We start from the raw sequence: 8,861 nt of genomic DNA on the forward strand, positions 1-8,861 counted from the left end.
GCGAGATGATGGGAATACCGCATGTCCTGGCAGGCGCGGCTGTCGCATGCGCAGTGAAGCGGCCCGTGCTCGCCGTCCCTGCGGCCCTTGCTAGCCACCTCGTCCTTGACTACCTGCCGCACCTGGATGCGCACGGGATCTACGGGCAGGCGTCGGGTGGCTGGACAGGGGCTGAGTTGACCATGGGGCTTGCAGACTTAGCGGTTGCCGTCGCGCTTATCATCCGGCTTGTACAGCGACGGAACGACTGGAGGCTCGTGATCCTGGGGGCGGTCTGCGGAGTGATGATTGACCTCGCGTGCAACATGCCTCCGTGTCGCGAGTGGATGCAGTCTATGCCGGTGACCGCCTCATTCGCGGCGTTCCACCACAATATTCAGCACAACGTTCCGTGCGAGCAGTGGCCACTCGGCTTCAGCACTCAGAGCGTGGCAGTCCTGGTAGCGCTGGTTCTACTGTTGCGTTACCAGCCTGAGAAGAAGGCATCACGATGCGAGTAGCCTTCTTCACTGAGGGATATGATCCCTTCACCAACGGCGCGATCGTGCTCGTGAAGCAGTACAGGCAGCAGTTGGAAGACCTCGGGCATGAGGTGGTGGTTTTCGCCCCCGAGCACCCCGAGTTTCGGGATGACGACGACCACGTGGTCAGGCTTCCGAGTATAGCGTGGTCCAGGCAGGCCTATCCGTCCCTGCGGCCGTTCTCCGGGCTGGGGCGGCAGTTCGACAGGTGGCGTTTCGACTTGATCCACAGCCACCATCCGTTCTCGATGGGTCTTGCGGCGGAACGGCTGGCCCGGCGCAGTCAAATCCCACTAGTGCACACATTCCACACGATGCTTCCGGACTTCGCGTGTTACGCACCGGTCGCCCGTACACTGATCGGACGCGCCCTTACATCTGTAGTCCGCCGGCACTGTGCGCACACCCGGTGCGTTACGGTGACGAACTACCTGATGCGTGACTGGCTCGTTGAGAGGGGAGTCCGAACGCCTATAGCGATCGTGCCGCCGGCTGTGTGCTTACCGAGACCGGAGCCCGGCGCTCGCTGGCGCATTCGAGCCGGCCTTGGAGTGAAAGGTGACACGGTTGTGCTCCTCTACGTGGGCCGGCTGGCGCCGGAGAAGAACCTGGACTTCCTGCTCCGGTCGGTGGCACGGTTGGACAGACGCCGCGACTGGCGCCTTGTGCTGGTCGGCCCGGGGCCTGAGGGGCCGCATCTTCGGGACCTGTCGTCTCTGCTCGGACTGGCCGATCGTGTTACGCTGACAGGTGGGGTGGCGCATTCAGCGGTGCAGGACTACAACTCGGCGGGCGACATCTCTGTCCTCTCATCACTCAGCGAAACCTTCGGGCTGGTGATCCTGGAGGCGATGAGCGTGGGGCTGCCGTGCATAGCTGTGGGCATAAATGGGCCGCTGGCCGTCGTGGAGAACGGTACCACCGGAATCCTTACTCTTCCCGACGAGCAGTCGTTCGCCGCGGCTGTGGAGTCGCTGATCCGCGACCGGAATCTGAGGCAGACCATGGGACGTGCGAGCAAGAACGCAAGCCTCTGGTATTCGACCGAGCGTGCCAGTGCCCGACTGATTGACGCCTACCGGCTGGCGCTGCCGCCGGGCATGAAACTGACCTAGCCCCCGAGATCCGGTCCCGTGCTTACGCCGGAACGAACCTGGAACCAGTAATGAGGGGACATGTCGGTATAGGCTGCTTCATTGGCCGGCTGTCGTGGCTTGCCACTATCCGAGCAGACCCCCTCGGCGCTTCGCGCCGGTTCCGCTTGTCAAGGGGGACAGCTACTTCAGCAGTGACACCGAGAACTCGCTTTTGACATGATCGCCTTTCCGGAGCACGACCTGGCCCATGCGGCACTGATTGAGGATATGGAGCTTGGCCCCTCCGTCCATGAGCGCCGGGCGAACGTGGGCATCCTTGTCGGCATCAACACGGATCCCGGAGCCGGTCGGAGACACGAGCGACGCCTCGTAGATGTTGAACTTGATCGAGCGGAAGTCGGCCGTCCCCATCTCGGTCTCGTCGAGCGACCAGGGCCATGCAGGCTCCTCGTTCCAGACTTCCTTGCCCCACCTTGGATCGCGGTGCGCCTTCGCCGAGCCCTCGGTCCGGCTGATGCTGGCCTCGGGGAAGATGCCCCACTCCGACCAGCGACTCCACTTGACCTCATCGCACTCGGGCTTGAGCAGGAACTCGATGCCCGCCTCGCGGGTATTCATCTCCTCTCCGGAGTAGGTGTAGTCATACGAGACCCTTCCGACTCCCTTGCCGTCGATCAGCCAGGTGACCGATCCGGCGAAGTCCTGATAGTGATCGCGGATCGTCACCTTCAGGCCCTCAGGCGCTTCCTGCACATCGACTCCTTCGACGACACGAGTAGCGGCGTCGGGAAGATCAGCGTAGGGCTGAGCGTTCGGTCCGGCCAGGTCGCCGAAGTCGTAGCGGGTGACGTGGACCGCCGGGAACTTCATCAGCGCCGACGCGCCCTTCAGTTCGCCGGATGTCTTGTCGAGTGAGAGCGAGTAACCCTCGCCCTCGACGGAGACGGCCCTGCCGTCATCCTGCCATTTCGGAGCGCCGGACGGGACGGGAATCGCGTGAGACTCTCCTTTGCCCAGGGCCGCCTGGAACGCGCCGATCAGGTCACCACGGCGATCGAACGCGCGGATGGTGAGCTTCTCGCCTTCCTGCGTGCCCTTGGGGATCGGAATCTCGATCGCGCCCTTCGAGGCGGGCGCGATGCTGACCGGGACCACGCCCTTGTTCCGGCCGATCTCCCACTCGAACCGGAGAACATCGAGGTTCGTGAACGAGTAGCGGTTCTCGACCGGAATCGTGACGGATTCCTGACCGGGTGTGAACTCGACCCGCCGCTCGGGAAACCAGACCGGGCTGAAGATCAACTTCGCGAGCCACCACTCGGGCTTCGGGCGCCGCCACCCGTCTATCAGACCCCAGAAGCCGTGGACCCAGGCGTAGCCGGCGTGCTTGCCGCCCTCTAGATAGAACGGTTCGTCAATGAGAGCCCAGATCGCGCCGCCGATCACGCGGTCGGAGTCGTAGATGCTCGACCAGACGCCGGGCCGGGCGCCGGGCTTCAGGAACGGCATGTCGTAGCTTGCGGAGCAGGCCTTCGCGAAGTCGGATGTCGGATCGCTGTGGCCCATGCCCCAGAGCTCGCGGAGGCCGGGGTTGATCATGACGTCGGTCTGCTCGTGGCAGACGGGGAAGAAGTACTCGCCGAGGAAGAGCGGGCGCGGATCATCCGGTAGCAGTGCGTCGTAGGGTTGCCCCGGATAGTGAAGGTTGGCGATGTCGCAGACCTCCGAGTCCTTCTCGCGCGAGAAGGGATGGTTGAACGTCGTCGGCCTTGTGGGATCGAGTTCCTGCACCATAGCGTTCGACTCGGCGAACGCATCACTGAAGTGCGACTCGTTGGCAATGGACCAGACGATCACGCTGGGATGAGCGCCGCAGAAGTCCACCATGGCGGAGGTGGGCGTAAGGATCTCCTTGACGTCGGCCAGTCCCTCGGCGGGCTGCACCCAGCAGAACGGGGCCTCGACCTCGACGTAGACGCCGAGTTCGTCGCAGTCGTCTAGCAGTTCCTGAGTCGGCGGATAGTGGGAAGTGCGCAGGTAGTTTAGGTTCGCGCTCCTGAGCAGCCGGACGTCCTCCCAGGCATGCCGCATCGTGTCCGCGCGGCCGGTCAGCGGGTCGTGCTCATGATGGCACGCGCCCGCGAGCTTGACCCGCACGCCGTTGACGTAGAGCTGCCTGCCCCTGATCTCGACCTCGCGGAAGCCGATGTTCCGCTCGATCCGCTCCAGGAGCTTGCCGTCCTGCTTCAGCTCCAGGGTGAGCCGGTAGAGGTTGGGCTGCTCGGCGTTCCATTTCAGCGGGTCCGAGACGCGAGCGACGCACTCGGACGCGCCCTCGCCGAGCTTCCACTTCGACTGAGATAGCTCGACAGGCTTTCCCCCGGCATCGTTCAGAGACAAGATCAGTTCCGAGTTCCGCGGGTTCTCGACAGTCAGTCCGACGCGCAGGTCGGCATCGCGGTAGTCCTTGTCCAGGTCGGTGCTGATGCGCATCTCGCTGATGTGCGTTTTCGGGAGCGCGTAGAGCCTCACGGAGCGATCTATCCCGCCGAGGCTGTGGAACGCGTAGCCCGATGAGTACGACAGTCTCTCGGAGGTGGTCGCCACGGTCATGGTCAGGCCGAGGCGGTTCGTCTCGCCGACTCTCGCCGCGTCGGTGATCTCCATCTCCACGGGAGTAAAGACGTTCTCGCTGTATCCGAGATCCTTGCCGTTGAGCTTGTAGTGCGTTCCCGCATGGACGGCGTCGAATCGGAGGAAGATGCGGTATCCCGCCCACTCCTTCGGGACGGTGAACTCATGGGCGACGGCGACCGTCTTCGCCTGCGGTATGTCGTAACCCTGCTGGAGCCACTGGCCGGGCACCTTGAAGTCGCCCCACTTGCCGTCGCCCGGGTTGACCTTCCAGACGCCGTCGAGAAGCATCACGTTGCTCTCGAGGTTGGCGGTCTGCGCGGGGATCGGTCGGTATCGGACCGGATCGAAGAACAGGGTATCCGCTTTCACCATCGTGCTGATCTCCTTGCCGTCATGGGATGCCGTGATCGTGACATCTCCGCGCCCGAGCGCCTCGACGGCCTTGCGGTCGAAGATGAAGCCACCCTTCGAATCGGTTGCGGCGGTGAGCTGCTTCCCGGAACGAGAGACGCTCACCTGTACGCCAGGGAGGTTGTCGTAGGCCAAATCGTAGACTCGGCCCGAGAGCGCCGAACGGAGCCCGGATACCTCGCCGAGGCGCATGGGAACCGGCGGAGGCGCGCTCGCCCAGATCTCGATGACGGAGCAGGTGGCGTTGACCTCGCCGTGGATCTTCAGCTCGAGCTTCATCCTGCCGTCCTGAGTGACCTCTTTCGGGAGCCGCATGATCAGCCGCTCGGCCTTCGCCTTCGGGAGCGCATAAGGCTCGTGGAGCCGGACGCCGTCCGCCCAGAGGCTCTGGACGCGGTTGTAGACGTGGTCGCTCGCGTAGGTCACGGCAACGACGTAATCGAGAGTCGGATCCAGATCGTCATAGACCGCATTGACCTGCTTGTAGCTGAACACCGCCGAACGCGACTTCAGGTCGGCGTCGGTGTCGCTGGTCTGGAACGTCCAGACGTAGCTGTCGGTCATGTCCACGTGCGGCTGGCGCGCCAGGACGCCGCAGTCGTCGTAGTAGTAGAGGTGGTAGCCCTCAGGCACGGAAGCGATGGTGTAAGGCATCGGACCTCCCATGACGCCGGAAGCGATGAGGATCAAGAGAGCCAGTGAGTAGATCATCTTGCGGCAACCTTATCACAGCCCGGAACGATGGTCAACCGCCCGTGGTATAATACGGCATGCGCGCGGTTCTCATACTCGCCTTGACTCTCACATGCGCCCTTGCGGCGACCGGTGCGGAAAGGAGCGCCGCGATGCGGCTCGATCCCATCACCCGATGCTTCCATATTTCCTACAAGGTGCCCGGAGACGCGCCGGATGAGATCGCCGTGCGCTGCTCCTGGTCACCGAGCGGCCGGGATGACTGGCGGCCGGCTAGAGTGAAACCGCTCCTCTCGGATACCGGCTACGTCCTCGCGACCGACGAGGACCGGGCTCAATGGGCCGAGGGATCGGTCACCGAGCGGCGGGCCGGGGGACTGACCCGTACGGTCATCTTCGACCCCTACCCCGAGGCGCAGGAGAACGGACGCGTGGATGCCGATTTCCGCATAGAGATCGGCACGTCCGACACCCAGACCGTGCATCTCACGGCGGACAACTCAGACGTCGTCTACATCGAGGACTGGTCGAAGGTCCTGCAGCAGGACGCCTTCTCCGAGGGCAAATGGCAGTTCGATGGGAATACGCTCTCCGGCGAGGCGGGAACCGACCTCCCTCAACTGACATATCCGCTCGATCTGAAGGGCCGATACGCGGTTTTCGTCGAGGGATCGGTCGGTCTGCGGCTCACCGGCGACGAGCGCACCGAGTACCTCTCGTCGGCGCACGGAGAGATCCTCTGGCGATGGACGCGCATGGACCGCCGGCATTTGGTCCTCAAGCAGCGGCAAATCTACTCGGGCCCGGCGGATGCTCACATCAACTACGTGAAACTCGTGCCTCTCACCGACGATCTGGCGAGGGAGTTGAACCATCGGTACTCGGGCGAACATGACAGGATGGTGGCGGCTTACTTCGAGCCGTACTCGTGGGCGTTCAACGAGGACATCCACGACACGCTGCAGCATCGGGAGCCGCTCACCGCGTTCAAGGAAGCGGCGGTCGATCTTCTCGACCCGCAGATCGGCCGCTTCGGCGCGAAGGTCGTCTACGAGTCACGTCTCACGGATCAGCTTCTCTACGGCACGATCGGCGACCCGATCGACGGCAAGGTGCCCGAGACCGGCAACGTGGGCCGGATGCAGCAGTACACGAATGCCCTCGAGGCCGAGTTGAAGTATGCCCGCGAACTCGGACTCGGCGTCCATGCGAACTTCGGCGCGACGAACTGCTATCCGGGCACTCCGCTCCAGGGCGACTTCTCCAAGCAACATCCCGAGTGGGTGAACGGCCACGCCCTGAGATATGACATCCCCGATGTGCGGAAGTACATCATCAGCCTGTTTCGGGAAGCGATCGAGATCGGAGCGCCGGGAATCTCCATGGACTTCTGCCGCTACCCCGAGGGGATAGACAAGGCGGAGACCTGCACGACGTTCCTCCGCGAGCTTCGGCAGGCCGTCGGACCGAAGCTGCCGATCCTGATCCGCTTTCCGGCGACCGGCGTGCGGCTGTGGGAGCGCTTCGACTACAGGGCCTGGGTGCGCGAGGGGCTCGTGGACTACCTCTGCCCGAGCACTATCCAGGGGCGGCACAACAACTTCGACATCGCGCCCTATGTGACTGCGGTCAAGGGGACGAAGTGCAAACTGCTCCCGGTCGTAGATGCGATCGGCTGGGGGCCGACCATGCCGGGTCCGTTCCTGTGGCGGGTGAAGCAGCTCTACGATGCGGGCGCGGACGGCATCTACATCTACCAGGCGGACGACCCGATCGTCTACGCGCCGCTCAACCGCAGATACGTGCGCATCGCCGGGAGCACCGACGCCCTCCGCCGCTGGTGGCACACAGACGAGCTTATACGCCCTGAGTGCAGCAAGGGGATCTATATCACGCGGCCGATGAGGGGAGAAGCGTACAGTCCATGGGAGCGCCTCCGCGTCTGGCTGGAGGGAATCCCACAGGGCGAAGTGGAAATGTACCTGGATGGCAAGCTGATCAACCGCTACGAAAAGCCGCCCTACACCCTCGGCACTGAGGACTATGACTCGGACAAGCTGATCTCGCCCGGCGAGCACACGCTCCGCATCCGCGCGCGTGATGGGGACGGTTGGCTGGAGGAGACGTTCGCCATCAGGGGATAGGTGCGGCACTCCAAGGAGACAATGATGGACCGTTTGAGTGTGGCTGTGATCGTTCTTTTGGCCCTTGTGGCTGGGCTCGTGTCGGCCGCCGATGAGCCGAGCTGGAGCACGCTGGAGAGGCAGTTCCGCGAGATGCCGATGGAGGCGCGCCGGCTCACCGGCCCGCTCTTCTGGCTCCACGGTGACGACAACGAAACGAAGGACCGCCTGAACCTCTACGTAGACAAGGTCGCGGAAGGTCACAACGGGAGCTTCTGCACCGAATCGCGCCCTCACTCCGACTGGCTAGGTCCGCGCTGGTTCAGCGACCTCGACGTCTGCCTCCAAGCCGCGAAGAAGAACGACCTCAAGATGTGGATCTTCGACGAGCGCTGGTGGCCGAGCCAGACCATCGCAGGCAAGGTCCCGCCCGAGCACGCGGCGAAGAGGCTCGAGACGTCGGCGGAACTGGTCACGGGCCCTCTCAGCCTCACCACCGCGGTCACCGGCAACATGGTGGCGGTCATCGCCGGGAGACGGGCCGACACCGGCGTTGAGCCGGACTCCCTCGTTGACCTCACTCCGTTCGTCCGCGAGAAGACGCTCACCTGGGACGTGCCGGCGGGCGACTGGGAGATCATGAAGTTCGCGTGGACGCTCGCCCCCAAGACCGGTCAGGGCGGGTGGTCCATCGTTGACGGCGCGAGCCAGGACTGCGTGGACTGGTTTCTCAAAACAGTCTATCAGCCGCACTGCGACCGGTTCAAGGACGATTTCGGCAAGACGATCGTCGGGTTCTTCTACGACGAGCCGGAGACCCAGGGCGACTGGGGCACCGAGGTCGGCAAGATCCTCGCCGAGCGCGACGTGGACTGGAAGAAGGCGCTCGTGGCATGGAAGTTCAGGCTCGCGGGCGACGAGCAGATAGCGGCCCGATACGCGTATATTGACGCGCTCGGAGAGGCTTGGGGCCGGACGATGTACGGCAGCACGCTGAAGTGGTGCGAAGACCGAGGCGTCTCGTTCATCGGGCACTTCATGGAGCACAGCGGCCTGTACCTGGATCACGGGCTCGGCGCGATCAACCTCTTCCAGATGCAGAAGTACAACTCGATGGGCGGCATGGATTTGGTCTGCCAGCAGCTCTGGCCGGGAGAGCGCACGGGCGGCATCTACCAGCTTCCGAAGCTGACCAGCTCGATCTCACACGCGTACGGCAAGAAGGACGACCTGGCGATGACCGAGATCTTCGGCGCGTACGGCCAGGGGATCACCTACCCGCAGATGAAGTGGCTCTGCGACTGGCATCAGGTGCGCGGCGTCAACTTCATGATCCCGCACTCGTTCAACCCGAAGGCGCCGAACGACACCGACTGCCC

General features: G+C 63.8%; 5 protein-coding genes. 4 read left to right on the forward strand and 1 reads right to left on the reverse strand.

Annotated elements, in window-relative coordinates; all coding sequences use genetic code 11:
* Positions 1 to 5: 5 nt before the first annotated feature.
* Positions 6 to 500, forward strand: a complete 495-nt coding sequence (locus tag KBC96_12900; protein MBP6965291.1) for a hypothetical protein — start codon at positions 6 to 8, stop codon at positions 498 to 500.
* Positions 491 to 1,636, forward strand: a complete 1,146-nt coding sequence (locus KBC96_12905) for a glycosyltransferase (protein ID MBP6965292.1) — start codon at positions 491 to 493, stop codon at positions 1,634 to 1,636. The genes KBC96_12900 and KBC96_12905 overlap by 10 nt, the downstream gene beginning before the upstream one ends.
* A 162-nt stretch (positions 1,637 to 1,798) precedes the next feature.
* Here KBC96_12905 and KBC96_12910 read toward each other — a convergent pair whose 3' ends face one another.
* Positions 1,799 to 5,377 (reverse strand): hypothetical protein, encoded by a 3,579-nt coding sequence (locus KBC96_12910; GenBank protein MBP6965293.1) that lies wholly within the window; start codon positions 5,375 to 5,377, stop codon positions 1,799 to 1,801.
* A 134-nt stretch (positions 5,378 to 5,511) separates the two neighbouring features.
* Here KBC96_12910 and KBC96_12915 point away from each other — a divergent pair, with 134 nt between their 5' ends.
* On the forward strand, positions 5,512 to 7,503 hold the full coding sequence (locus tag KBC96_12915; GenBank protein MBP6965294.1) for a hypothetical protein: 1,992 nt from the start codon (positions 5,512 to 5,514) through the stop codon (positions 7,501 to 7,503).
* A gap of 24 nt (positions 7,504 to 7,527) precedes the next feature.
* Positions 7,528 to 8,861 (forward strand): hypothetical protein (locus KBC96_12920; protein MBP6965295.1); only part of this gene is annotated, 1,334 nt, incomplete at its 3' end.

This window comes from Armatimonadota bacterium (assembly GCA_017993055.1).
In the GTDB taxonomy this organism is placed as follows: domain Bacteria; phylum Armatimonadota; class UBA5829; order DTJY01; family DTJY01; genus JAGONM01.

Excerpts from the sequence above, each read along its gene's own strand:
- KBC96_12910 (MBP6965293.1), bottom strand. The coding sequence starts at position 5,377 with ATGATCTACTCACTGGCTCTCTTGATCCTCATCGCTTCCGGCGTCATG.
- KBC96_12905 (MBP6965292.1), top strand. The coding sequence starts at position 491 with ATGCGAGTAGCCTTCTTCACTGAGGGATATGATCCCTTCACCAACGGC.
- KBC96_12915 (MBP6965294.1), top strand. The coding sequence starts at position 5,512 with ATGCGGCTCGATCCCATCACCCGATGCTTCCATATTTCCTACAAGGTG.
- KBC96_12900 (MBP6965291.1), top strand. The coding sequence starts at position 6 with ATGATGGGAATACCGCATGTCCTGGCAGGCGCGGCTGTCGCATGCGCA.